The organism is Pseudophaeobacter sp. (genome assembly GCF_048267565.1).
In the GTDB taxonomy this organism is placed as follows: domain Bacteria; phylum Pseudomonadota; class Alphaproteobacteria; order Rhodobacterales; family Rhodobacteraceae; genus Pseudophaeobacter; species Pseudophaeobacter profundi.
This window is the reverse complement of record NZ_JBLWXG010000009.1, coordinates 19746-43867: the sequence shown is the minus strand read 5'-3', so window position 1 is coordinate 43867 and position 24122 is coordinate 19746. Positions and strand designations below refer to the sequence as shown.

At 58.9% G+C, this 24122-nt stretch carries 21 protein-coding genes and 1 pseudogene; 17 read left to right on the top strand and 5 right to left on the bottom strand.

All coding sequences use genetic code 11. The features are described 5' to 3' along the window. Positions 1–3: 3 nt before the first annotated feature. The 5 genes from ACN0VH_RS16730 to ACN0VH_RS16710 form a co-directional block, all read right to left on the bottom strand. On the bottom strand, positions 4–423 hold the full coding sequence (locus ACN0VH_RS16730) for an ExbD/TolR family protein (protein WP_278923810.1): 420 nt from the start codon (positions 421–423) through the stop codon (positions 4–6). Continuing rightward, on the bottom strand, positions 420–830 hold the full coding sequence (locus ACN0VH_RS16725) for an ExbD/TolR family protein (protein WP_417701391.1): 411 nt from the start codon (positions 828–830) through the stop codon (positions 420–422). The genes ACN0VH_RS16730 and ACN0VH_RS16725 overlap by 4 nt, the downstream gene beginning before the upstream one ends. A 30-nt stretch (positions 831–860) precedes the next feature. Beyond that, the gene (locus ACN0VH_RS16720) at positions 861–1478 is read right to left on the bottom strand and encodes a MotA/TolQ/ExbB proton channel family protein (protein WP_278923812.1); all 618 of its coding nucleotides are present in this window, start codon (positions 1476–1478) and stop codon (positions 861–863) included. 2 nt (positions 1479–1480) lie between these two features. Beyond that, positions 1481–1939, bottom strand: a complete 459-nt coding sequence (locus ACN0VH_RS16715; RefSeq protein ID WP_417701388.1) for a hypothetical protein — start codon at positions 1937–1939, stop codon at positions 1481–1483. A gap of 65 nt (positions 1940–2004) precedes the next feature. Next, complete coding sequence (locus ACN0VH_RS16710) at positions 2005–2853, bottom strand: hypothetical protein (protein ID WP_417701386.1); 849 nt, start codon at positions 2851–2853, stop codon at positions 2005–2007. A gap of 178 nt (positions 2854–3031) precedes the next feature. Between ACN0VH_RS16710 and tssA the strand changes: the two genes are divergently transcribed. From tssA to tssK, 17 genes and pseudogenes are all read left to right on the top strand, one after another. After that, positions 3032–4087 carry a type VI secretion system protein TssA gene (tssA, locus tag ACN0VH_RS16705; protein ID WP_417701384.1) on the top strand — a complete coding sequence of 352 codons (1056 nt, stop codon included), beginning with the start codon at positions 3032–3034 and terminating at the stop codon, positions 4085–4087. A gap of 95 nt (positions 4088–4182) precedes the next feature. Continuing rightward, positions 4183–4701 carry a type VI secretion system contractile sheath small subunit gene (gene tssB / locus ACN0VH_RS16700; protein WP_278923816.1) on the top strand — a complete coding sequence of 173 codons (519 nt, stop codon included), beginning with the start codon at positions 4183–4185 and terminating at the stop codon, positions 4699–4701. A 9-nt stretch (positions 4702–4710) separates the two neighbouring features. After that, the gene (gene tssC, locus ACN0VH_RS16695) at positions 4711–6207 is read left to right on the top strand and encodes a type VI secretion system contractile sheath large subunit (protein ID WP_278923817.1); all 1497 of its coding nucleotides are present in this window, start codon (positions 4711–4713) and stop codon (positions 6205–6207) included. Positions 6208–6263: 56 nt separating this feature from the next. Further along, positions 6264–6767, top strand: a complete 504-nt coding sequence (locus tag ACN0VH_RS16690) for an Hcp family type VI secretion system effector (protein WP_278923818.1) — start codon at positions 6264–6266, stop codon at positions 6765–6767. Positions 6768–6838: 71 nt separating this feature from the next. Next, positions 6839–7678, top strand: a complete 840-nt coding sequence (locus ACN0VH_RS16685; protein ID WP_417701381.1) for a type VI secretion system accessory protein TagJ — start codon at positions 6839–6841, stop codon at positions 7676–7678. Further along, a complete protein-coding gene (tssE, locus tag ACN0VH_RS16680) occupies positions 7671–8168 on the top strand; it encodes a type VI secretion system baseplate subunit TssE (RefSeq protein ID WP_278923820.1) in 498 nt (165 codons plus the stop codon). Before ACN0VH_RS16685 ends, tssE begins: the two co-directional genes overlap by 8 nt. Before the next feature lie 2 nt (positions 8169–8170). Beyond that, entirely contained in the window at positions 8171–10048 is a 1878-nt protein-coding gene (tssF, locus tag ACN0VH_RS16675) for a type VI secretion system baseplate subunit TssF (protein ID WP_417701379.1), read from the top strand. Then, the gene (gene tssG, locus ACN0VH_RS16670) at positions 10012–11049 is read left to right on the top strand and encodes a type VI secretion system baseplate subunit TssG (protein WP_278923822.1); all 1038 of its coding nucleotides are present in this window, start codon (positions 10012–10014) and stop codon (positions 11047–11049) included. Before tssF ends, tssG begins: the two co-directional genes overlap by 37 nt. Positions 11050–11074: 25 nt before the next feature. Beyond that, positions 11075–13798 carry a type VI secretion system ATPase TssH gene (gene tssH, locus ACN0VH_RS16665; protein ID WP_417701377.1) on the top strand — a complete coding sequence of 908 codons (2724 nt, stop codon included), beginning with the start codon at positions 11075–11077 and terminating at the stop codon, positions 13796–13798. Between the two features lie 83 nt (positions 13799–13881). After that, entirely contained in the window at positions 13882–14739 is an 858-nt protein-coding gene (locus ACN0VH_RS16660) for an ion transporter (protein WP_278923824.1), read from the top strand. Next, positions 14729–15229: pseudogene (gene tssB / locus ACN0VH_RS16655) on the top strand (type VI secretion system contractile sheath small subunit); the annotation flags it as partial. The gene ACN0VH_RS16660 and the pseudogene tssB (ACN0VH_RS16655), both read left to right, overlap by 11 nt. Before the next feature lie 1011 nt (positions 15230–16240). Then, complete coding sequence (locus ACN0VH_RS16650; RefSeq protein WP_417701524.1) at positions 16241–18106, top strand: type VI secretion system contractile sheath domain-containing protein; 1866 nt, start codon at positions 16241–16243, stop codon at positions 18104–18106. Between the two features lie 96 nt (positions 18107–18202). Next, a complete protein-coding gene (locus ACN0VH_RS16645) occupies positions 18203–20314 on the top strand; it encodes a type VI secretion system Vgr family protein (RefSeq protein WP_278923825.1) in 2112 nt (703 codons plus the stop codon). Between the two features lie 9 nt (positions 20315–20323). After that, positions 20324–20944: a DUF6931 family protein gene (locus ACN0VH_RS16640; protein ID WP_278923826.1), complete on the top strand. Its 621-nt coding sequence runs from the start codon at positions 20324–20326 to the stop codon at positions 20942–20944. Between the two features lies 1 nt (position 20945). Next, positions 20946–21245, top strand: a complete 300-nt coding sequence (locus ACN0VH_RS16635) for a PAAR domain-containing protein (RefSeq protein WP_278923827.1) — start codon at positions 20946–20948, stop codon at positions 21243–21245. A gap of 8 nt (positions 21246–21253) precedes the next feature. Continuing rightward, on the top strand, positions 21254–22699 hold the full coding sequence (gene tagH, locus ACN0VH_RS16630; RefSeq protein WP_417701374.1) for a type VI secretion system-associated FHA domain protein TagH: 1446 nt from the start codon (positions 21254–21256) through the stop codon (positions 22697–22699). Positions 22700–22738: 39 nt separating this feature from the next. Further along, complete coding sequence (gene tssK, locus ACN0VH_RS16625) at positions 22739–24079, top strand: type VI secretion system baseplate subunit TssK (RefSeq protein WP_417701372.1); 1341 nt, start codon at positions 22739–22741, stop codon at positions 24077–24079. Positions 24080–24122 lie beyond the last annotated feature (43 nt).

The following is a 24122-nucleotide window of genomic DNA, read 5'->3' as shown; positions in this document are numbered from 1 at the left end:
GCGTCATTTTCCTACCCCTGCGCTGGCCTCTGGTGTGACCACAAGCACCACATCTACGAACCCCAGAGCTTCGGCCAGGGAGACATGCGGCAGAACATGGCGCAGATCTGCGTCGCGGTGGGCATTGATACGCAGACGGAGTGCCGGGTCTTTGGTCAGCGCTTCGGCCAGCGCAGCGGAAATTTCTGATTTGGGCAGGGCATCGCCATCCAGCGCCAGCCCGCCGTTTTGCGAGATTGCCAGAGTGATGCCGCCCGTCGGCATATCCCGCCCGGTTTGCGCCTGTGGTGGTGTGACCTCAAAGGGGGCGGTTGCGTCCATACGCCCGATCAGCATGAAAAAGACCAGCAGGAAAAATACTACGTCAATCAGGGCGATGATGGTTTCAGTGGGGGCGGTTCGGCGGTTCTGTTTCAGTTTCACGGCCGGGCCTCCAATTGCAGAACCCGCATGTTTTTCACCCCGGCGCTGGCTGCCCGATCCATCAGAGAAATCAGCGCCTGGGTTGGTGCCGCGCCGGAGGGCAGAATCATCAGCTGCGTCTGTGGGTCCAGGGCAAGGCTGCGGCGCAAAAGTTGATCCAGGGTTTCGCTGGACAGCGGCTGGGCGCGCAGGTGCGGCGTACCAGTGGCATCCAGTCGGATCATCAGCCTCTGTTGCGCCGAACTGTCCGAATTGACCGCGTCATCTGTGGGACGCAGGGCCGGGATCATATCCAAGTTGAGATAGCTAGAGGTCACCATGAAAAATACCAATAGAATCAACATGACATCGATCATCGGCACCAGAGAGATCAGGGATTGGGGGCGCGGGCGTCTTGCTAGCTGCATGGCGGCCTCTGTCGGGGGATGCAGCGCGCGTTACTGGCCATGATCTGCCAACATCAGCTGACCAACTGCGCTTTCGATCATTTGCGATGCCCGGTCGATACGCGCGGCAAAAAGACCGGCGGCAATTGCTGCCGGGATGGCCACCACCAGCCCGGCAGCGGTGGTCAACAGCGCCTGCCAGATGCCACCTGCCAGAACCGAAGCATCGGCAGCCCCCTGGGCCAGCTCTAGCTCTTGGAACGACTGGATCATGCCCAGCACTGTTCCCAACAGCCCAAGCAGGGGAGCGACCATGGCGATCAGCTCTAGCAAGCGGATGAGCCCATTCATCCGCTGGACCTCTTCGTTGCCGCGGCGTTCCAGTTCTGCAATCAGGACGGGCCCCTTCAGACCGTTTTGCAGGGCTTCCATCGCATAGCGGAGCACCCGGTCTGCCGGCGCCTTGTCTGCGACGATATCGCCCTGGGCACCCGGCCTGTCGCCGCTTTGCCAGCGGGCGATGGCGGCGGTGCGTTGTGCGGTTCCAGAGGTCACCGGCCAGAGCTGCGCGAGCTTCACCGCAATCACGGTCAGCGAGAGCAGAGAGGTTGCGGCCAGCAGGACAATCACCGGCCCGCCATTTGTGAGAATCTGTAGCAGAAAACCCATGGCTATTTCACCAGTTTGGCGGTGCTGCGAGAGGCTAGATCCAGCAGCGGGAAGCAATCCATTTCCGCCTCGTTCTGCGGCTGGCAAGAGGTGATGTCATGTAGCAAAAGCTCGGAAATATTGCTGCAGGCGATTTCGGGAATTTCAAAGAGTTTCAACGTGGTGCGCTGCACCGGCAGGGGGGCCGCATCCACTGAGAGCAGCCGGTCGATGATGCCGGCCCCATTCAGAATGGCCAGGGACATTTCAAAGCCTGCAAAGCTCTTGCCGGTCTGGTTGCGAAACAGAAAAAAGGCGCGGCAGCCGCCACCCTCGATCTCTTCCATTTTGTTCAGCTCGACCAGCAGCGACCCTTCGGCAGAACTGGCGGTTTCGCTAAGCGCCTGCACCGGCAGTAGCGCCAGCAGCGCCAGCGCAGCACCGCGGTTAATCAGGGGGAAAGAAGGGCAGGGTAGGGGCATCGCGGTCTCCAGTGGGTTTGAAACAGGGTTTGCAAGGGGCGGCGGAATTTGACGGCGACGCCGAATTATACCAGCGAGGTCAGGGCTTTTTCGATCTTGTCCATGGCATCGCGGGCACCGTCCAGGTCGCGTTGCTTCAATAGTTTGGCGGCTTTGTGGATGGCGCGGGTAAGCCGGTCGCGGGCGGGGCCTGGGGCGCGCGCAACATCCGCCTGCAGGCTCTGGACCCGTTTAACCTGCGCCCCGAGCGAGCGTGTATCTGTGGCGCGTTGACCGCGTTTGAGCGTGGTTTCTTCGTCCTCGCGGTCTTTGCCAAGGGCGGCGATGGCGCGTTCACTGACAAGGATCAGCACCTCTGCCTCTTGCAGCCGCCCGGCATTGATCAGGGTCACCGATTTTGCCAGCGCGCGGTTAAGCTTCAGTTCCAAGGGGCCGGGGGCCAGGGCGATTCGTGGCTGCAGCCGTTTCATCTGCTGTTTCAGCGGCAGCACCGCCTTTGGATCAATTTCGGGGGCGTCAATATCGCTACTATCGGCCGAACGAGGCGTGGTCTCGCTGGCGACTTCTGGTTTTAGGCTGTCCAGAATATTGCCGCCATCGTCAAGGAACAGGACGTTCACCTTGGGGCGGTTGTTCTTGAGGAACCGTTTGAGCTGCAACAGGATTCTTGCCGAAGTCTGCTCGCAGATCATTTCCATCTGATCGCCCTTGACAACATAGGTCCCCCAGAGCATGGGAGTCTTGCCACCGGCCTTTTTCAGGGGCGCGCGCAGGGCTTCGGGTTTGTTGCCGGGCTGGATCATCAGAAGGGCATCTTTGGTGTCATCCAGACAGAAGCCAAAACTGGTCCGTCGCTTGGTGCCCTCGCGCACCATCGCCCTTATTTCGTCACCGGTAACACGGTCAGCACACATCACCACCACTCACAAAAAGGTGTAAAAACAATTGACTTTAAGATGGCGATAAGGCTCACTCAACGTCAAGTTATTGTTTTGTAAGTGGCGCGCCTGGAGGCTGCCGCATCTCTGTATGTCCATATGGTATGTGGTTTTTTCTGATCGCGCTTGACCTGGTTTTTGGGGGGTCAACTGTATGGATCTGGCTGTTTTGTTACAGTCCAAAGGGGAAGACGCCCCCAGCGGGGATAATCTTGAATATGATCCGGCCTTCACAGAGATGGCGCTTGCCGCGCAGCCTGGTGAAGAGACTGTGGTCGGTGATGAGCGTGTCGATGCAACCGACCCGGATTATGCAACCGTAGAGGAAAACGCGCTGGATGTTTTGGCGCGCAGCCATGATTTGCGGGCGGCGGTATTCTTGGCAGATGCGGTGCTGCAACGCGATGGGCTGGTTGGCTTTGCCGAGTGCATCAGTTTTATCCGTGGTTGCCTGGAACAATTCTGGCCGAGCTGTCACCCAGAGTTGGACGAAGATGACGGCGACCCGATCATGCGGATCAATGCGGTGCAGGATCTGTGCGGGCAGCCTGATGGGATGGGGGGGCCATCGCCCGTATTTCGCTCGTTGCGGCGCTGCGCGTTAAGCGACAGTCGCGGCTTTGGTCGTTTTACCCTGCGCGATATTGAAATTGCCGAAGGGTTGCTGGCCGCACCCAACAGCATGGATACAGTTCCGGATCGGGCCACCATCGGGGCGGCCTTTCAGGACAGCGACAGTGCCGGAATTGCAGAACGCCTTGTTGCTGTCGAACAGGCCGAGCAAGACATCCGGGCGATTTCGGCGGTGTTTGACGTGCAGACGCCTGGGCAGGGCCCCGAATTGGACCCGCTGATTAAACTGCTGCGCCAGATCAGCAAACGGCTGCGCGACTATGGTGACCTTAAAGATGCCCCGGCGACAGAGGCGAGCGATGAGGCGGCTGATGACGCAGAGGGTGCGGAGGCGGCTGTTGCACCGGGGCGCAGTGCTGCGGTGCCTGGTGCAATCAATTCTCCTACTGATGTGGCGAATACGCTGGATCGCATTATTGCCTATTACCAGCGGGAAGAACCCTCTAGCCCGCTGCCCTTGTTGCTGGAACGTGCCAAGCGCCTGGTGGGGGCTGATTTCCTTACCATTGTGAATGATATGGCGCCGCGTGGTCTGGAAAATGTGCAGCTGATCGGCGGCCTGGAGGATGACGACTGACAAAATCGAGGGGGATGCAAGTACCCAAGCCGCGCAAAAGAGGTGTTTTTGCCAAGGGTCCTTGTCAAGTTTGATGACGAGTTAAGGAGAGCTAGATGGCTGGAAGTTCACAAAAGTTTATTGCCCGCAATCGGGCGCCACGGGTGCAGATCGAATATGATGTGGAACTGTATGGCGCTGAAAAGAAGGTCCAGCTGCCCTTTGTGATGGGGGTTTTGGCGGATCTCACCGGCAAGTCCGAGGTCGAGCAACCCGCCGTTGCGGATCGCAAGTTTCTGGAAATAGACGTTGATAACTTTGACAGCCGGATGAAATCCATGGCACCGCGCGCCGCCTTTACGGTGCCCAATACCCTGACGGGTGAAGGCAATATGGCGGTCGATATCACCTTTGAAAGCATGGATGATTTCAAGCCCGCAGCTATCGCGGCGAAGGTGGCGCCGCTGAAAGAGCTGCTGGAGGCGCGCAGTCAGCTGAGCAATCTGATGACCTATATGGATGGCAAAACCGGGGCAGAAGATCTGATCACCAAGATCATCCAGGACCCCAGCCTGCTGAAGACCCTTGCAGCGCAGCCCAAACCCGGCGGTGACGCCGATGGCGACACGGAATAGGAGGTAGACATGGCAGAAGAACAACTCCAGACCGAGGCCGCCCCGGAAGAAAGCGCCTTTGGCTCCAGTGAATTTGCAAGCCTGTTGCACAAGGAATTTCGCCCTAAGTCCGACCAGGCCAAAACGGCAGTGGAAAGCGCGGTCAAAACCTTGGCAGAACAGGCCCTGGCCAATGCCGGGCTGATTTCGGATGATGCGCTACGGTCGATCGAAAGCATCGTGGCCGAGATCGACAAAAAGCTGACAGAGCAGGTCAACCTGATCCTGCATAACGAAGAATTTCAGCAGCTTGAAAGCGCCTGGCGCGGGTTGCATTATCTGGTCAACAATACCGAAACTGACGAGATGCTGAAAATCCGGGTGATCCCGATCACCAAAAAGGAACTGGGCAAGACTTTGAAGAAATTCAAAGGCACGGCCTGGGATCAGTCACCGATCTTCAAGAAACTCTATACCGAGGAGTTCAGCCAGTTGGGGGGCGAGCCCTATGGCTCTTTGGTGGCGGATTTCCATTTTGACCATTCACCACCAGATATTGAGCTGCTGGGCGAGATGTCCAAAATCGCCGCCGGGGCCCATGCGCCGCTGATTACCGGTGCCAAGCCCTCTCTGTTTCAGATGGATAGCTGGTCGGAACTGTCCAATCCGCGCGATCTGACCAAGATCTTTCAGACCCCGGAATATGCCGCCTGGCGGTCGTTGCGTGAAAGCGAAGATTCCAAATATGTCGGGTTGGCAATGCCGCGGTTTCTGGGCCGGATGCCCTATGGCTCCAAAACAGATCCAGTGGATGAATTCGCTTTTGAGGAAGACACAACAGGCGCCGACAGCGAGAAATATTCCTGGGTGAACGCGGCCTATGGCATGGCGACCAATATCACCCGCTCGTTCAAATCCTATGGCTGGTGCTCGCGCATTCGCGGGGTTGAAAGCGGTGGGACGTTGGAAGAGCTGCCCTCGCATACCTTCCCGACTACCGATGGCGGGGTGGATCAGAAATGCCCCACCGAGATTGCCATCGATGACCGGCGCGAGGCCGAGCTGGCCAAGAACGGCATGATGCCGCTCTTGCATCGCAAAAATACCGATGTAGCAACATTCATGGGCGCGCAATCCTTGCACAAGCCCACCGAATACGACGACCCGGATGCAACCGCCAACGCCAACCTTGGCGCGCGTTTGCCCTATCTTTTTGCCACCTGCCGCTTTGCGCATTATCTGAAATGCATGGTGCGCGACAAGGTTGGGTCGTTCAAAAGCCGTCAGGACATGGAATCCTGGTTGCAGAACTGGATCAACAATTACGTTGATTTCAACGCGGATATCTCTTCCGAGAACGAAAAGGCGCGCAAACCTCTGGCCGCTGCCGAAGTGGTGGTCGAAGAGGTCGAGGGCAACCCGGGTTATTACAGCTCAAAATTCTTTCTGCGCCCGCACTACCAGCTGGAAGGCCTGTCGGTCTCGCTTCGGCTGGTGTCAAAATTGCCCTCGGAAAAGGGAGGCTAACAACCACTCTGGCCTCAAATTTATGTCAATGAGTTATGGTTTGAAAGGATAGCAAAATGGCTGCTAGCATGTTCGTGGAAATCTCGGATATCGAGGGTGATGCGACCGAAGATAAACACAAGAATTGGATCGTCATTCAGTCGGCAAACTGGAATGTTGAACGCGCGGTTGAAATGACCGATCTCGGTTCGACCCAGCGGATGCACTCCAATTCCAATTTTGGCAAGATCGAGCTGACGTCGCAGATGGGCAAGGCGTCGAACGAGCTGGCCAAATCGGTTGCCAACGGCACCGTACGTCCGGAAATCATCATGCATTGGTGCCGGTCTGGCGATGCTCAGGCCGAAGGTCTGCTGGAATATTCCGTGTGGAAGCTGAAAGACGTGGTGATCGACAGCTATTCGATCTCGGCCAGTGATGACGGCATTCCAGAGGAGACCTGGTCGCTGGCCTATGCCGCGATTGAGCATACCTATAAATCCACCAATCAAAAGACAGGTAAGTTGGAAAGCCCAATTGTTTTCCAATGGAACGTCCAAACCGGCAAGTTCGAGTATTGATTTGCCTCTCCCTCGGGCGTGGCTGCACGTCCGGGGGTTTTATGTGTATTTGACATGGCGGAGTAGTGCCCATGACCCCTGAAGCGCATTTGCGGGCTGGTGATCCGGAACAGGCCCTGGCCACTTTGCAGGCCCAGGTGCGCGTGGACCCTTCCAATGCCAAACTGCGAATTTTTCTGTTTCAGCTCCTGTGCATAATGGGAGACTGGAAGCGGGCGGTGGCGCAGCTGCGGCTGAGCGCCGAACTGGATGCCGGGGCAACGATCATGGCGCAGGCCTACCGAGAGGCCATCTTATGTGAAGTTTACCGTGAAAAGGTGTTCAAGGGTGAAAAAGACCCCTTGATCCTGGGCGAGCCAGCCCCCTGGCTGGCGCAATTGATCGAGGCGCAGAAACAACTGGCGCAGGGCCATGCGGACCAGGCGCAGGCCCTGCGCGAGGCTGCCTATGCGGCGGCCCCGACAACGGCGGGAACAGTGAATGGCACTGCCTTTGATTGGATTTCTGATGCCGATATGCGCCTTGGCCCGGTGCTAGAGGTGATCCTGAATGGGCGTTATTTCTGGCTGCCCTTTGCCCAGATCCAGAGCCTTGAAATCGATGAACCCAGCGATCTGCGCGATACCGTCTGGATGGCAGGCACGCTGACCCTGGCAAATGAAGGTGCCCTGGCGGTGCTGATACCGACCCGCTATCCCGGCAGTGAAACGGCGGATGCAGCGGCCCAACTGGCGCGGGCTACCCATTGGCAAGAGGCGGGAGGCGGGGCCTATATTGGTCTGGGTCAGCGGCTTTTGACCATCGGTGACGAGGATTTCGCCCTGATGGACATTCGCCAGCTGAAGATCGGCGGCGCGGGCGCTGAGGATGCACTGAACAACAGCGATGCACCGGGCGGCAGCGATGGCTGACAAGATGCTTGCCGAACGCCTGCAACCTTCGCTGTTGGATCGGTTGACTGACAACGCGCCGAGGGAGCGCAGGGAAAGCCGCGATGCGCGGGTGATTGATCTGAACCGGCTGCGCGAAATCATTCAACGCGACCTGTCCTGGCTGCTCAACACACAGAACGCTGGGCGCCAGATTGATGGCGACCGCTACCCGGCGGTGGCGGGCTCTGTGTTGAACTATGGGCTGAGCGAAGTCACCGGCGAGTTCTCGACCACTGAAAAGGCTGAAAGGATCCGCCGCGCGATTGAACAGGCCATCAGCAGTTTTGAACCCCGCATTATCGAAGGCACGGTGGATGTGCAGTTGATTGGCGATGCGGAGGCGGCAGGCATGACCATTGGGTTGGATATCCGCGCCGACATGTGGGCGCAGCCGCTGCCGCTGGAATTGTACCTGCGCAGCAAGGTCGATGTGACCACCGGCGAAGTCAAAATGGAACGGGGGCTCTAACCATGGATACCCGCCTGCTGGGCCACTATGAGAACGAGCTGAACTATCTGCGAGACATGGGCGCAGAATTCGCGGCTGCCTATCCCAAGATTGCCTCGCGTCTGGGGATGGAGGGGGTCGAGGTTCTGGACCCCTATGTTGAACGGCTGCTGGAAGGCGTGGCCTTCTTGTCGGCGCGCGTCCAGCTGGAGCTGGAGCTGCAATATCCCAATTTCACCTCGAACCTCCTGGAAATCATCTATCCGCATTACCTTGCGCCAACCCCATCGATGATGATTGCGCGGCTGGATCCGGATCCCAGCAATTCTGCGGTCAAAAGCGGCTATCTGATGCCGCGTGGCTCGGTGCTGCGCTCGCGCTTGCAAGACGGCGCGCAGACGGCTTGCGAATTTCGCACCGCCGCCGATCTGACGCTCTGGCCGGTAGAGATTACCGAGGCGCAGTATATCGACGGGCGCGGTGATCTGGTAGCCGCTGGGGTGGCCGCCGGCTATGAGGCCCGCGCCGGGATCCGGCTGCGCCTGAAACGCAGCGACGGAGAGCCGCTGCGCGACCTCGATATGGATCGCTTGCAGATCTATCTGGGCAATGCTGCCGGCAATAGCTGGCCACTGCTGGAACTCTTGTGCACCCAGGTGCAGGGCATCGTGGCGCGCTCGACCGACCGGCGGGCCGACTGGCAGCTGCCCCTGCCTGACGGGGCCGTGGTGCAAAAGGGCTTTTCCCGCGATGAGGCGCTGTTGCCGGTGCCTGCGCGGGTGTTTGATGGCTACCGTCTGTTGCAGGAATTCTTTGCCATGCCGGAGAGGTTTCGCTTTGTTGAATTGCAGGGGCTGCGCCCGGCGCTGCAACAAAGCACAGGAGCAGAGGTGGACCTATACATTCCGCTGCGTGAAGGGCTGCGCGAAGCAGCGCCTGTGGTCCTACCGGAGGTATTTCAGATCAATTGTATCCCGGCGGTAAACCTGTTTGAAAAGCGTTGCGACCGGGTGCGGCTGACCACACGCGACACCGAAAATCAGGTTATTCCCAATCGTACTGCGGGGCTTGATTTTGAAATATACGCGCTGAAAAAAGTGATCGGAATCAGCGGAGAAGGTGCCGATGATATCGAGTTCCGCCCGTTTTATTCATCGGATGATTTCACTGCTGCTGGCGAAACCCACCCGGCCTATTACACCCTGAAACGGCGCATGCGGGAACGATCCGAAAAGGAACGGCTGCGCGGGGTGCGTTCGTCCTATCTCGGCTCTGAGGTCTACCTGACGCTGGTCGATCGGTCGCAGGCGCCCTATGGACCGGATCTGGAACAGCTGGCAGTACAGGCGCTTTGCACCAATCGCGATCTGCCGCTGCTTTTGGCGACAGGCAATGAAGGCCTGTTTCACCTGCCCGAAGGTGGCCCGGTCAAGCAGATCACGCTGCCGATTTCACCAACGCGGCCGCATCCGTCGCTGGGGCAGGGAGATACCGCCTGGCGGCTGATTTCACATCTTAGCCTGAATTATGTGTCGATTGCCGACAGCGGGCGTGGCCAGGCCGCCGAAGCCCTGCGCGAGCTGGTTGGTCTATACGCGCCGCTGGGAAACCGGGTTACGGAAAAGCAGCTAGAGGGAATTGTCTCAGTTTCAAGCCGTCCCATCGTGCGCCGGATGAGCGATGAAATCCTGTCAACGGCGGTGCGTGGGATGGAAATATCCATAGGTTTTGACGAGAGCTTTTTTGAAGGCAGCAATATCTATGCGCTGGGGGCGGTGCTGGAACGGTTCTTCCATGGCTACGCCAGCATCAACACATTCACCGAAACCGTACTGACAACCGAAAAACGAGGGGAAATCGCCAGATGGCGACCACAAAAGGGCCTGGGCCGAATGATTTGAGCCACTTTGACCGGCTGGTCAAAGCCCCTGAGGAACACCATGTTTTTCAGGCCCTGAGGGTATTGGAAGCGCATTACCGGGACTCGCCCCGCCTGGGCGAGAGCCGCCGCCCGCGCCAAGATCCGTTGCGCCTGGGCCAAGAGGCAGAGCTGGCCTTTCCGCCCTCAACCATTGCCAGTTTCACCCCGGCCACCAAGGATGGCCCAGCCCGGTTGACCAATCGATTTTTTGGGTTGTTTGGCCCGCAGGGGCCATTGCCACTGCATCTGACTGAATATGCCCGCGATCGCTACCGTAACCACCGGGATCCAACGCTGGTGGGCTTTGCCGATATGCTGACACATCGGATGATGTCGCTGCTTTATCGGGCCTGGGCCGAGGGTGCCCCGGCGGTCAGTTTTGACCGCGACGAAGATCCGCTGGCGGACCGGGTGGCGGCGCTGGCGGGGTATCACGGCACCGGGCTGCGCAACCGGGATGAAATGCCGGACCTGTCCAAGTTGCATTTTACGGGGATCATGGCGCAGGGCACCAAGACGCCTGCCGGGCTGGTGGCCCTGCTGTCTGATTTCTTTCAGGTGCCGGTGCATCTGGAAGAATTTGTCGGCAGCTGGCTAGAGCTGGAACCGGATGACCGCTGGCAGATGGGGCGCGGGCAGGGGGGCTTGGGGCAGAACACCAGCCTTGGCGAGAAGGTCTGGAGCCGATCTGCCAAGTTTCGCCTGCGTATCGGCCCGCTTAGCCTGCAGGATTATGAACGCCTGTTGCCGGGCGGTGCAGCGCTGGCGCGTTTGCGGGCGATTGTACGCAATTATCTGGGGGATTTCCTGGATTGGGATGTGAATTTGGTGCTGGCCGGGGATGCAGTGCCGCGCGCCAGTTTGGGCGGCACAACCCGGCTTGGCCATACCAGCTGGATTCGCAGTCGTCCGGACCCAGAGGCGGACCAGGCGGATGTGAGTGATTTGTATTTGTACCCCGGCCTAAACACCGGAACGTAAGAGTGCCTATAGGGAGCGAAGTGACATGACCGAGATCAGCCGTGTGGCGCTATTTGGGAAGCTCAATAAATTGGGCTATCAGGCGGTAGAAGGGGCAACCGTGTTCTGTAAGATGCGTGGCAACCCCTATGTGGAACTGGTGCATTGGATGCATCAACTCTTGGCCCAGCCGGACAGTGATCTGCATCGAATTATCGCCCATTACGATCTCGATACTGGAAAAATCTCTAGTGAAATGACCCGCGCGCTGGACATGTTGCCGCGCGGGGCCTCGGCGATTTCGGATCTGAGCGATCATTTGATGGATGCGATGGAACGGGGTTGGGTCTGGGGCTCGTTGCTGTTTTCCGCCAGCCAGGTGCGCAGCGGCTATCTGCTTTTGGGCATGCTGAAGACACCAGCGCTGCGCAATATCCTTACCTCGATTTCGCCAGAACTGGCGCGGATTGGCGCGGATGATTTGGCCGATAACTTTGCTGCAGCCACCGATGGCTCGCCCGAGGCCGGGATGTCGGCGCAGGATGGCAGCATGGTCACCGGAGGTGGTGCCGAACCTGGCGAGACCTCTGCCGCTATGGCCCCTGGTGCCATGGGCAAGGGAGAGGCGCTGGCGCAGTTTTGCACTGATTTGACGGAACAGGCCCGCGCGGGCGAGATTGATCCTATCGTGGGGCGTGACGAAGAGATCCGCCAGATTGTTGATATCCTGATGCGGCGACGCCAGAACAACCCGATCCTGACCGGAGAGGCCGGGGTTGGCAAAACAGCGGTGGTCGAAGGCTTTGCCCTGCGCATTGCCCGTGGGGATGTGCCACCTGCCCTGCGCAACGTGCGGCTCTTGGTGCTGGATATCGGGTTGTTGCAGGCTGGTGCCTCGATGAAAGGGGAATTTGAAAATCGGTTGCGTCAGGTGATTGATGAGGTTCAGGCCAGTGCCGAGCCTATCGTGATGTTTATCGATGAAACCCACACGCTGGTGGGGGCTGGCGGCGCGGCGGGCACCGGCGATGCGGCCAATCTGCTGAAACCGGCCCTGGCCCGCGGCACCCTGCGCACCATCGGCGCAACCACCTGGGCGGAATACAAGAAATATATCGAGAAAGACCCGGCTCTGACCCGCCGCTTTCAGGTGGTCAAGATTGACGAACCCTCGGTGCCAAAGGCGATCCTGATGATGCGGGGCATTGCTTCGATGCTGGAAGCGCATCACCGGGTGCAGATTTTGGACGAAGGGATTGAGGCTGCTGTCAGTCTGTCGGCCCGCTATATTCCGGCGCGGCAACTGCCGGACAAATCGGTAAGCCTGCTGGATACCGCCTGCGCCCGCGTTGCCGTCAGCCAACACGCGGTCCCGGCAGAGGTTGACGACAGTCAGCGCCGGATTGAGGCCCTGACCACCGAGCTGGAGATCATCAGCCGTGATGAAACTGCTGGTTACGAGGTGGCAGAACGCCGCGCGGCTGTCGCGGACGCAAAGACCCGCGAGGAAGAGCGGCTCGCCGCTCTGACCACCCGTTGGGACAATGAAAAAGCGGTGGTCCAGGAGATCCTCGACCTGCGCGCCAAGCTCCGAGAGGGGGCCGCGCCCGTAGATGATGTCGCGGATGCTGGGGAAGAGGCGGCCGAGGGCGCATCGAACAGCCCGCTATCCGAGGGAGAGCGCGCCGCCCTGATGCAACAGCTCAAGGAAAAGAATGCCGAACTGCAAGTGCTGCAGGGTGAGTCCGCCCTGATCTTGCCGATTGTCGACCAGCAAGCGATTGCCAGCGTGGTAGGCGACTGGACTGGCATCCCGGTTGGACGCATGGTCAAGGATGAAATCGACACCATTCTGCACCTCGAAGAACATCTGGCAAAGCGGGTGATCGGTCAGGATCACGCGATGCAGATGATCGCCAAGCGGATCCAGACCAGCCGCGCCGGGCTGGACAATCCCAACAAACCCATCGGGGTTTTTCTGCTCGCCGGGACCTCGGGCGTTGGCAAGACCGAAACGGCCCTGGCCCTGGCCGAGGTGCTTTATGGGGGGGAACAGAATGTCATCACGATCAATATGTCGGAATACCAAGAGGCCCATACCGTTAGCAGCCTGAAGGGCGCACCGCCCGGATATGTCGGCTATGGCGAAGGTGGCGTGCTGACCGAGGCGGTGCGGCGCAAGCCCTATTCCGTGGTGCTGCTGGATGAGGTCGAAAAGGCCCACCCGGATGTGCATGAGATCTTTTTTCAGGTCTTTGACAAGGGCGTGATGGAGGATGGGGAAGGGCGGGTGATTGATTTCAAGAATACCCTGATCCTGCTTACCTCTAACGCGGGGTCCGACATGATTATGGATATGTGTTCTGATCCAGACCTGATGCCCGCCCCGGAAGGTATCGCCAAGGCGCTGCGCGATCCGCTGCTGAAGATCTTTCCGGCGGCGCTTTTGGGGCGTCTGGTGACCATTCCCTATTATCCGCTTAGCCCAGATATGATTGGCAAGATCACCAAGCTGCAACTGGGGCGTATCAAGAAACGGGTGGAAGAGGCCCACGGCGTGCCGTTTTCCTACACCGATGCGGTTGTCGACAAGATCGTCGCCCAGTGCCAGGAGCTGGAAAGCGGTGGTCGGATGATCGACACGATTGTGACCAATTCGATGCTGCCGGATATTTCCAACGAATTCCTGCGCCGCCTGATGGCGGGGGAGCAGGTCGCGGCGGTGGCCATAGATGTGAAAGAGGGGGCCTTTTCCTACAATTTTGACTGAGCCCCAGGCACAGCCCCGCAGCGGTGGTGAAACCTGCAAGCCGCATCGTCCTATTGTGATCCGCCAACCAAATGGAGTCCTTCGTGCATCAGAGCGCCGACACTCAACTCACCCTACAGGATCGGGCCCGCATCTTTGTGGAACGTCCGGTGGTGACCAATTCCATTCTTGGAATCATCATCTTCAATGCGGTGACCCTTGGGCTTGGTACCTCTCATGTGGTGAACAGTCATATTGGTGGGTTGCTGGGCGTGATCGACAGCCTGGTCCTCACCATCTTTGTGGCCGAGCTGGCGCTGAAACTGTTTGCCTACCGGCTCAAATTCTTTTCCTCGGCTTGGAATATCTTTGATCTCTTGGTGGTCAGCGTTGGCCTGTTGCCCGACAAGCAGGGGCTGTCGGCGCTGCGCGGGCTGCGGGTCATCCGGGCGCTGCGACTATTGTCGGTGATCCCGCAGATGCGAAAGGTGGTGCAGGCGCTGCTTGATGCCTTGCCCGGCATGGGTGCGGTGATCGTGATGATCTCGATTGTCTTTTATGTCTTTGGTGTGATGGCAACGCTGATGTATGGCGCGGCCTTTGATGTCTGGTTTGGAACCCTTGGGCGATCGCTGTATTCGCTGTTCCAGATCATGACGTTGGAGAGCTGGTCTATGGGCATCGTGCGTCCGGTGATGGAGGTCTACCCCATGGCCTGGTCCTTCTTTGTGCCGTTTATCGTGATTACCGCTTTCTCGGTGCTGAACCTCTTTATCGGTCTCTTGGTCAATACAATGCAGACCGCAGTGGAGGCCGAAGCCGAGGCCGAATTTGAACAGCTACGAGAACTGGTGCGCCAGGAAACCGATGTGGTTGATGCACATGTGATTGAGCTGCACGCCGAGCTGAAGGCCCTGCGCCGTGAAATCAGTGAGCTGAAAGGAGGCGACAATGGCGGATAATTCGCAGAAATTCATTGCCCGCAACCGGGCGCCACGGGTGCAAATCGAATATGACGTCGAATTATATGGCGCTGAAAAGAAGGTGCAGCTGCCCTTTGTGATGGGCGTGATGAGCGACCTTCTGGGCAAAAGTACGAGACCGCAGCCTAGCGTCGAGGACCGCAAGTTTCTTGAGATTGATATTGATAGTTTTGACAACCGGATGAAGGCCCTGGCACCACGGGCGGCCTTTCGGGTGCCCAATACGCTGACCGGCGAGGGCAACCTGGATATAGATCTTACCTTTGAAAGTATGGGCGATTTTACCCCCGGTGCAATTGCTTCCAAGGTGGACGCCCTGCGCCCACTGCTAGAGGCACGGCAACAGCTGCAGACCTTGATGGCCTATATGGATGGCAAAGCCGGTGCCGAGGGTCTGATTGAGCATATCCTGCAGGACCCGGCCCTGCTCTCGGCTCTGGCGGCTGGTGACAGCGCGGGCGCGGCTGATCAGGACACTGCCTTGGACAGCCTGCGCCGGATTGCGCAGCCCAAGGCGGCAGAGGACCAAAGCGCAGAGGTGCTTGCCGCGTTGCGCAACAGCGCACCGGCAGAGGCGCCAGCTGCTGATGACAGGTCTGATGTGCTGCGGGATCTGGCCAGATCGACAGTCAGTGAACCGGAGCAAGCCCCCCCGGCACCTGCAGCGATACTGGATGATCTGGCGGCCTCTGCCCCGCCCGAACCACAGGCGGCGGAGGGCGTGGTCGATGATGTCTTGCAAGAGCTCGGCGCGCTTGGTGCAAAGGATTCCGCAGGGGCGGATGCAATCGAAGACAGTCTGGCGCAGGCGCTGGACAGTCTGGATGCGCCTGTGGAGCAAGACGAAGAGCCAACCGGCGATATCCTGAAAGAGCTTGCAGCGCAGGATCGCCCGGAAGAAGGCCGGGCCGATAACCCGAAAGAGGAGGATCTTTCGCAGCTCTTGGGGGATCTGGCCGCGCATGCTCCGGCAGAGGCTGCAGAAGCGGCGCCTGAGCTGGGCGATATTCTTGAGAGTTTGAGTGACACGGAAGCAGAGCAGGAAACCGGGCCAGAGGTCGCAGACATTCTGTCCGATGTTGCTAGCCATACGCCCGAAGCGGATCCTTCTGCCCCCGAAGACGCGGCGCTTGCCGATATTCTGGGGGATCTCGATCTGCAGGACGATGCGGCAGAGGACAACCCGGACCTGGGAGAGCTGCTTGCCGATCTTGCGCAGAGCCCGGTTGAAACGGATACCTCGGATGCGGTTGATCTGGACGACATATTGGCCGGGTTAGAGCCTGCTGCAGAGGAAAGCGTCGTGGGCGAGGATCCAGACGCTGTGCTCTCTGGCCTTGCCGCCGAAGCTGAGGCGACCCCGCCGGTTCCTGCCCCAAGCGAGGATGACCTATCGGAGTTGCTTGCCGATCTGGATGCGCCGTCCGATCCTGCGCCAGCGGACAGCGCGGAGTCTGATCTGGATGATCTGCTTGGGGATATGGAGACAGAGCCTGAGAAGGCTGTCCCAGAACAGGATGTGAAACCGATCATAGGCGAGCCGGAATTTGCCTATGGCACGATCACTGCGCAGCGTCCGTCATCGCAGCAGTTGCAGCGCAAACGCTTTCGTATTGCCCTGTTCGGGGATTTTTCAGGCCGTGCCGCGCGCGGCCAGATAGAAATTGGTGCCACCCTGGCGGCCCGCCCACCTATTGTTCTGGATCCGGATACCCTGGAAGAGGTGATCGAGGGGTTTGCTTGTGATCTGGTCCTGCCGCTTGGGGCGGAGGATGCGGAGCAAGAGGCAATCTCGGTCACGCTCTCGGAGTTTGACGATCTGCACCCTGATGAATTGTTTGAAAACGTGGCCCTGTTTTCAGAGCTGGTCAGCCTGCGCAAGCAATTGCAATCGGGGGTTACCGTTGATCACGCAAGCCGGAGTCTGGCGGATTGGGCCAAACGCTTTGGGACACCCGTTCGGGTGCCAAAACGTGCGTCTGGCGGGCAGGCGGTGCCGGCCGATCGACGGCTGAGCGCCTTTCAGCAGCTAATTGGCGATCAGGATAACAGTCTGCGCGAGGTTTCGGCGCTTGATACGCTTTTGGCGCGGATCGTCGGGCCGCATATTCATGCCCTGCCCAATCCGGATGTCGCGGCAATGCAACAGGCCGTGGATGCGGCCCTGTCGGATGCCATGCGTCTGGTGCTGCACCACCCCGAATTTCAATCGGTTGAGGCCCAGTGGCGTTCGCTGGATCTGATCGCCCGTTCGGTCGAGGTGGATGATACGCTGGAAGTCGTGCTTTACGATGTTTCCGCCGAGGAGCTGGCCGCGGATCTGGCGGCGCAGGATGATCTGTCGCAAAGCGGCCTGACCCGATTGCTCACGGAAGCGCCGCTGGATCCTGAAACCGGGCGCGGCGGCTATTCGGCGTTGATTGGGCTGTATGGGTTTGAAGAAACCCCGCCACATGCCGAACTGCTGGGCCGCATTGCCCGGGTGGCGGCGCATGTGGATGCGCCTTTCTTCACCAGTCTGTCACCGGGGTTCCTGCAGACTTCCAGGCAGGACCGTGCGCCGCTGGTGGCCAGTGCTTGGGACACGTTGCAACAGATGCCAGAGGCCGGACATCTGGGCCTGGCCAGCCCGCGGTTTCTGCTGCGCCGTCCCTATGGTGCCAAAAGCGATCCGCTGGACAGCTTTGCCTTTGAGGAGTTTACACAGAGCGAAGGGCTGCGCGGTATGCTCTGGGGCAATCCGGTTGTCCTGGTGACAATCCTTCTGGCGCGCTCTTTCAAGGAAAATGGCGCGGGGATGCAGCTGGGTTCGATCATGTCGCTGGGGGATATGCCCTATCATACGGTGACGGACCGCTTTGGCGATCAGGTGGCGCTGCCCTGTACCGAACGCAACATTGATCTGGATAAGATTGCCTTGGCCAACGACCGGGGCGTCATGGCGGTCAGCGCGGTCAAGGGCCGCGATGAACTGCGCCTGACCTCTTTTTTCTCGGTTGCCGGGGCAGAGATCCTTGGCCCCTGGAGCGGGGTTCCCGCACCGGCACCGTCGCCTGCCGACCCGCGTGAAAAAACCGGTCCGGCGGCGCGGCAAGCGCAGCCGGATAGCGCGTCAGAATCGGGGCAGGAACCAGCCTCGACACCAACAGATTGGGTTGTGGATCCGGGGGGAGATGATCTGGATCTCGAGGGAACGGACACATCGGCTGGCGGCGACAGTGATTTGGATGATCTGGATGCGCTCTTGGCCGGCTTTGACGCCGAAGGCGGAGTTGATGGGGGCAGTGATACGGCGGACAGCGGTGAAATGGACGCCGAATTGGCGGCGCTATTGGCGGATTTATGATGCGTAATTTCAGAATGACAGTGGCGTATTTTCGCCCAGATTTAGGCCCGGCCCCCGGTGTGGGCTGCCCAGTCCCGAATGGGAAAAGGAGGAGCCATGGTTGAAAGCAAAGCACATGACAGTGACATGGTCTGGATGTCCGGCAGCTATTCCGTTCGGGATCTGATGCTGAAACGTGCCATCGTGCGCGAAGGATTGAGCAAGCTGACCGAAACAACGGTAGAGTTCCAATCCAAGAACAAGGCGGTCAAGCTGGAAGACATCGTGGGCCAGACGATGAGCCTGCATGTCCAGACAGATGCAGGCACCGATCAAAGGTTCTCGGGTCTCTGTGTTTCGGTTGAAAACATGGGCTTCCGCGATGGATACGGGCTCTATGTTGCTGAGGTGCGCCCCTGGTTCTGGTTGCTGACCCGCACCACCGACAGCCGGGTGTTCCAAGAGCTTTCGGCGGTGGATATCATCCTGCAGATCTTTAGCGAAAATGGCTTTAGCGATTACCGCAACCGGCTGAGCGAAAGCTATGCGTCGCGCGAATACTGCCTGCAATACCGCGAAAGCGATTATGATTTCATCTGCCGCCTGATGGAGGAAGAAGGGATTTATTTCTACTTCGACAGCACCAGCGATAAAAACACGGCAGAAAGCCTGGTGCTATGTGATGGGATGAGTGGTCATTCGCCGATTAATGGCAAGGCAAAGGTGAAATTCTATGCGCGCGATGACCGGGATCGGCGCCGCGAGGACCATATCTCGGAGTGGACCCAGGAAGAGGTTCTGACAGGCGGCAAGGTGACGCTGACGGATTTTGATTTTCTATCGCCAGCGGCAGACTTGCAGGTCAAGAATGCTATTCCCAAAGGCAGCCACAGTCATAAGGATTTTGAGCGCTACGACTATCAGGGTCGCTATCGCAAGGACACTGCACTTGGCGATAAACGGGCGCGGGTGCAGATGGAGGCGGAAGCCGTTCGTCACAAGCGCTGGCGGGGTGCCGCCAGTCTGCGCACCCTGGGAACCGGCTATACCTTTCAGTTGGCAAATCACCCGGACAAGCCGGCAAATGGTGAATATCTGGTGGTGGATACGACCCATTATTTGCAGGTGGCGGGTGACTACAACGAACGGGAAAAACGCACCACCTCCGCAGCTGAAGAGGGCGAGATGCGGCGCGATATCAAGCCGCGCAACATGGACTTTCCCGAAGAGGTCAAGGGTGACGCCTATGCCTGCACCTTTGGAGCCATCGAAAAACACGAACAGTTTCGCGCACCGCTGACCACCCCCTGGCCCAAGGTGCCAGGCCTGCAGACAGCAACGGTCGTGGGGCCCAGCGGCGAGGAGATCCTGACGGATAAACATGGCCGCATCAAGATCGAGTTCCACTGGGATCGCGAGGGCGAGCGGGATGAAAAATCATCCTGCTTTGTGCGGGTTGTGACGCCTTGGTCGGGCAAAAACTGGGGCATGGTTGCGGTGCCGCGTATCGGCCAAGAGGTGGTTGTGCAGTTTGAGGACGGCAACCCGGATCGCCCGATCTGCACCGGTATGCTTTACAATGCCGATACCATGCCGCCCTACAGCTATCCCGATGATCAGACACAGCTGGGGATAAAGACCAACTCCTCCAAGGGGGGGGGCGGTTACAATGAGCTGATGTTTGACGACAAGAAGGACGAAGAGCTGATGCGGGTGCAGGCAGAAAAAGATCATCAGATGTTGATCAAGGACCGCTCGGCTGTCACCATCGGGCTGGATGCGCCAGATCCCGAAGTCAGCGGAACCGATGAAAAAAGCTACGCGCTGACCGTCAAGCAGAACATGGATGAGGTTGTCAAAACGGGCAACCGAACCGAGGTGGTTGAAACCGGCGACAAGGCGGAAACCATCCAGACCGGCAATATGACGCTGGATGTGGACACTGGCAATCTGACCGAAACCATCGCCAAGGGGAACCATGAAGAAACGGTCAGCCTTGGCAACCTGACGGTGGATGTCACGGCGGGCAAGGTCAAGATGACAGCCGGTCAGGAAATTCTACTGCAGGTTGGCGGCTCTTCGGTGAAAATTGATAATTCTGGGGTGACCATCAAGGGGCCGATGATCAAGGTCGAAGGCAGTGCCATGGTTGAAGCCAAGGCACCAATGACAACCGTCAAGGGGGAGGCCATGCTGACCCTTAAGGGCGGCCTGACGATGATCAACTAGGTGGGAAATATGTCCGAGAACTTTGAAAATCTGGTCAAGCTTCCGCCTGATCCCGTGGCCAAGCTGCTGTCGCATGCCAATGTTTTGCTCAAGACGCAGCTACAGGCACCGCCAACAGCCTTGGCGGGGGAGGTGTTGCGGGAACTCTATGAAAAAGAGGCGCTGGTGGATCTGCTGCGCTTGCTTGGGGTGTTGTTGCCGCCACGAGAACGGGTTTGGTGGGCCTGCCTGGCAGCGCGGGATTACATTGGGGCGCGTTCAGACAAGGATCCCGCTTCGCTGACCTGTTCAGAGGCCTGGGTGCGCGATCCTAGCGAAGAAAACCGTGATGCCGCGCGGATGACGCTGGATCACGCCTATGTCGATGATGACACGGTGAACTGCGCTCTGGCTGTGCTTTATGCGCCTGGCACCCTGGGGCCGGGGGATCTGAACCAGTACCCCGCCCCAGCTGGCGCATCAGAAGCAGCTGCCTTTGCCATGAATATGGTAGCATTGAGCCAATTGTCTGATAAGTTTGAAGAACACGGCCGTGTTTTGGTCGAGCGTGCGCTGGATATTGCGCGCGGCGGTAATGGACGTGGCAGTGCCAAGGCGGCTGCCGCGTCGGGTAACGAGAAGGAAGTCTAAGATGGGAATGCCCCAGGCCCGCGTCGCTGATCTGCATGCCTGCATGTTGCCTTCGGTACCGCCACCGCCAGTCCTGCCGGTGCCAACCCCCATTCTGCCGCCCTGCGCAGTGACGGTTCTGGTGGGGAAACTGCCAGCCGCGCGTTTGGGGGATATGTGCACGGCCGCACCGCCGCATCCCATCATCAAAGGGTCTACCAGCGTTTTGATCTGCAACATGCCTGCTGCGCGTATTACTGATAATGCGGCCTGTGGCGGTCTGATCGTCAAGGGCGAATTCACCGTTCTGGTCGGAGGGTAGCTGGATCAATGGCGGTGACACTCAAGTTCCAGAATTCAGGGGCAATGCCGGGGGATGCGGCACCTGTTTCGATGTTGGGGCCCAGCCTGACCATCGGGCGGGGGGCCAGCAATGATCTGGTGCTGCCGGACCCGGATCAGCTTCTGTCACGCAATCACTGCGCCATTGAGGACCACAACGGCAATGTTGTGGTGGTGGATCTTAGCGCCAATGGCACTTTTCTGAACTATTCGAAAATTCCGCTGGGCCGCACGCCAACGCCGCTCAATACCGGCGATGTCTTGTGTATCGGCAATTACGAACTGCTGGTGGAGATTCACAGCGCCTCGGCGATGGATAGCATTCCCGATCCGCTTGCTGATGCGCCCGTCTCGCATGGGGTCGCGAGCAATGCACCCGATCCTCTGGCCTTGCTGGATGAGGCCGGGCCTGCAGGGGATTTTCTGGATGATCTGCTGGGCGAGTCCGGCCCGACCGGGCCATCGCAGTTGAACCCGGTTGACCCGATTGATGATCTTCTTCCGCCGCTGGGAGAAGAGGAAGACCCATTCTTTCAAACCCCAAAGGATGGGCGAGAAGGCACCGGCGCAAGCCTGCCGAGCCATTCGCCCTCGGCGGCGGATAGTTTTGCTGCGCCAAGCGTCCAATCTTCGACAATTCCAGATGATTGGGATGAAGATTTCCTGTCTGGTATTGGTCCCGCTGATACGCCGGAAACCGCGCCAGCCCCACCAACGCCACCCGCGCCCCCGGCAGCGGCGTCGCCTGCCGCCCCAGTGCCCGAGGCTACGCCGGATGATGTCGGCCTAACGCCCGCATCGCCGCCATCGGCAATCAGCGAACCGGTAGCGGCCTCGGAGCAACCTGCGACCTCTGATGTGGTGCCTGCCTTCCTGCTTGGTCTTGGCGTGGCAGAGGATGCCCTGGGGAACGAAGACCCGGCCAAGGCACTAGGGCGCATGGGGCGGGTGCTACAAACCCTGGTGACCGGCCTGCGCGAAATTTTGATGACCCGGACTTCGATTAAATCAGAGTTCCGCATCGAACAGACGATGATTTCGGCCGGGGGTAACAATCCGCTGAAGTTTTCGATCACGCCGGATCAGGCGATCGAGGCGATGCTGAAACCCGCGACCAAAGGCTATCTTAGCCCGGAAACTGCCGCCGAAGAGGCGTTGAAGGACATCAAGGCGCATGAGGTCGCCATGGTGACCGGCATGGAGGCGGCGTTGAAAGGCGTTTTAACCCGGCTCGATCCGAAGGCATTGGAGGCCCAGATCGAAGACAAAGGCGGTCTTGGCGGGCTGCTGCGCGGCAAGAAGGCGCGCTATTGGGATGTCTATGAGCGGCTGTTTTCCGAAATCTCGGATCAGGCCGAAAATGATTTTCACGACTTGTTCAGCCGCGAATTTGCGCGGGCCTACAAGGCACAATTGGACAAATTGAAAGACTGATCCGTGCAGCGTTGCGCGGGCAAAAAAGGGGAGAACCAGGTGTCCTGGGACAGCAAGGTGCTTTGGACTGAGGGGTTGTTTTTACAGCCGCATCATTTCCAGCAATCAGATCGCTATACCGAAGGCCTGGTAACGGGCCTGGCCCGTCGTCTTGGCCCCTATGCCTGGGGGGTGAGCGGGCTGGAAATTGACCATGAGGCGTTGAAGATCGGACAGTTTGCGCTAAAATCCTGTGAGGGGTTGACCCAGGATGGTTGCATCTTTCGGGTGCCGATGGCCGATCCGCATCCCCCCGCGCTGGAGGTGCCAAGTACAATCAAGGATTGTGTGGTCTATCTGACCGTGCCGCAACGCCGCCAGGGGGCGGTCGAGGTCGACCTAAGCGGTGGCGAACGCTCTGCCAGCCGGTTGCGCCCCGCCAATCAGGAGGTCACCGATGTCACCAGCACCGAGCGCAAGCCGGTTGCGCTGAACGTGGGTAAGATGCGGTTGCAGTTTGCCCTAGCGGTGGATGATCTGGCTGACCTTCTTGCGATCCCGGTGGCCCGGATCATCGAGGTGAGATCTGATAAGGAAATCGTGCTGGATCAGGCCTTTATTCCCTCTTGTCTGGATGCGCGGGCGGCTTCTGTATTGCAGGATTTCTTACGCGAACTCGAAGGGCTCTTGGCACATCGAATGGAGGCGCTATCGGGGCGGTTGGCCGAGGCAGGATCTGCCCGAGGGGTCGCGGATGTATCTGATTTCATGTTACTTTCGATAGTGAACCGCATGTTGCCGATGGTGCGGCATCTGCGCCAGATCGAAAATCTGCATCCCGAACGGCTTTATATGCTCTGTGCCGGTCTCGCCGGAGAGCTGTCTGGTTTTATGGCGGCGGATAAACACGCGCCAGAGCTGCCGCCTTACACGCATGATGATCTGATGGGGTGTTTTGCCCCGTTGATCCGGGTGCTGCGGCAATATCTCAGCTCGGTTCTGGAACAGACGGCCATCGCCATCAAACTGGAAGAGCGCAAATATGGTATTTCGGTAGGGGTGATTGCCGATCGCAAGCTTTTGGGCAATGCCGGTTTTGTGCTGGCGGTGAGCGCCGACCTTCCCGCAGAAGATGTGCGGAGGCATTTTGCTGGTCAGGCCAAGATCGGCCCGGTGGAAGAAATTCGCCAGTTGGTCAATTCGGCGCTGCCGGGGATCACGCTGAGGCCGCTGCCGGTGGCACCGCGTCAAATCCCCTATCATTCCGGGGTGGTCTATTTCGAGATGGATGGCGAAAGCCCGTATTGGCGCAAGATGACCACCTCGGGCGGGGTCGCGGTGCACGTGTCGGGGCAATATCCGGGGTTGAAGATGGAGCTTTGGGCCATTCGCAACGGCTAAAGGCCCGGCGTGTTTGATCTGCCTGTAGTGGCAGTTGGTTTTG

Bases quoted from the DNA above. Each gene is read 5' to 3' on its own strand.
- ACN0VH_RS16725 (WP_417701391.1), bottom strand. From the start codon at position 830: ATGCAGCTAGCAAGACGCCCGCGCCCCCAATCCCTGATCTCTCTGGTG.
- ACN0VH_RS16720 (WP_278923812.1), bottom strand. From the start codon at position 1,478: ATGGGTTTTCTGCTACAGATTCTCACAAATGGCGGGCCGGTGATTGTC.
- ACN0VH_RS16715 (WP_417701388.1), bottom strand. From the start codon at position 1,939: ATGCCCCTACCCTGCCCTTCTTTCCCCCTGATTAACCGCGGTGCTGCG.
- ACN0VH_RS16710 (WP_417701386.1), bottom strand. From the start codon at position 2,853: ATGTGTGCTGACCGTGTTACCGGTGACGAAATAAGGGCGATGGTGCGC.
- tssA (WP_417701384.1), top strand. From the start codon at position 3,032: ATGGATCTGGCTGTTTTGTTACAGTCCAAAGGGGAAGACGCCCCCAGC.
- tssB (WP_278923816.1), top strand. From the start codon at position 4,183: ATGGCTGGAAGTTCACAAAAGTTTATTGCCCGCAATCGGGCGCCACGG.
- tssC (WP_278923817.1), top strand. From the start codon at position 4,711: ATGGCAGAAGAACAACTCCAGACCGAGGCCGCCCCGGAAGAAAGCGCC.
- ACN0VH_RS16690 (WP_278923818.1), top strand. From the start codon at position 6,264: ATGGCTGCTAGCATGTTCGTGGAAATCTCGGATATCGAGGGTGATGCG.
- ACN0VH_RS16685 (WP_417701381.1), top strand. From the start codon at position 6,839: ATGACCCCTGAAGCGCATTTGCGGGCTGGTGATCCGGAACAGGCCCTG.
- tssE (WP_278923820.1), top strand. From the start codon at position 7,671: ATGGCTGACAAGATGCTTGCCGAACGCCTGCAACCTTCGCTGTTGGAT.
- tssF (WP_417701379.1), top strand. From the start codon at position 8,171: ATGGATACCCGCCTGCTGGGCCACTATGAGAACGAGCTGAACTATCTG.
- tssG (WP_278923822.1), top strand. From the start codon at position 10,012: ATGGCGACCACAAAAGGGCCTGGGCCGAATGATTTGAGCCACTTTGAC.
- tssH (WP_417701377.1), top strand. From the start codon at position 11,075: ATGACCGAGATCAGCCGTGTGGCGCTATTTGGGAAGCTCAATAAATTG.
- ACN0VH_RS16650 (WP_417701524.1), top strand. From the start codon at position 16,241: ATGGAGACAGAGCCTGAGAAGGCTGTCCCAGAACAGGATGTGAAACCG.
- ACN0VH_RS16645 (WP_278923825.1), top strand. From the start codon at position 18,203: ATGGTTGAAAGCAAAGCACATGACAGTGACATGGTCTGGATGTCCGGC.
- ACN0VH_RS16640 (WP_278923826.1), top strand. From the start codon at position 20,324: ATGTCCGAGAACTTTGAAAATCTGGTCAAGCTTCCGCCTGATCCCGTG.
- ACN0VH_RS16635 (WP_278923827.1), top strand. From the start codon at position 20,946: ATGGGAATGCCCCAGGCCCGCGTCGCTGATCTGCATGCCTGCATGTTG.
- tagH (WP_417701374.1), top strand. From the start codon at position 21,254: ATGGCGGTGACACTCAAGTTCCAGAATTCAGGGGCAATGCCGGGGGAT.